This window comes from Paraburkholderia sp. SIMBA_054 (assembly GCF_046534875.1).
Classification (GTDB): Bacteria; Pseudomonadota; Gammaproteobacteria; order Burkholderiales; family Burkholderiaceae; genus Paraburkholderia; species Paraburkholderia hospita.
Genome location: NZ_JAWRXV010001809.1, coordinates 1 through 232, shown reverse-complemented (window position 1 = coordinate 232; position 232 = coordinate 1). Strand labels below are relative to the sequence as shown.

General features: G+C 67.2%; 1 pseudogene. It reads right to left on the bottom strand.

Features of this window, described 5'->3' with window-relative positions:
- Nucleotides 1-232 (bottom strand): annotated as a pseudogene (locus SB822_RS61310) (MFS transporter); the annotation flags it as partial.

Genomic DNA, 232 nt, shown 5'->3' with positions numbered 1-232 from the left:
AGAAGCCGAGCGCCGACAGCAGAATCACTAGAATGCCGAGCGCCGCAAATCCGACCGTCCGCTCGATCGCAACGCCGAGCGGCGCGCCGACCGCCAGTGCGCCATACGTGGCGATGCCGTTCCACGAGATCACTCGCGCGTTGTTGCTCGTGCCCACTCGGCCGATCCCCCACAGAATGGCGCCGGTGCCGCACAGACTCTCGCCGAATCCGAGCACGAGCCGGCTGCACAC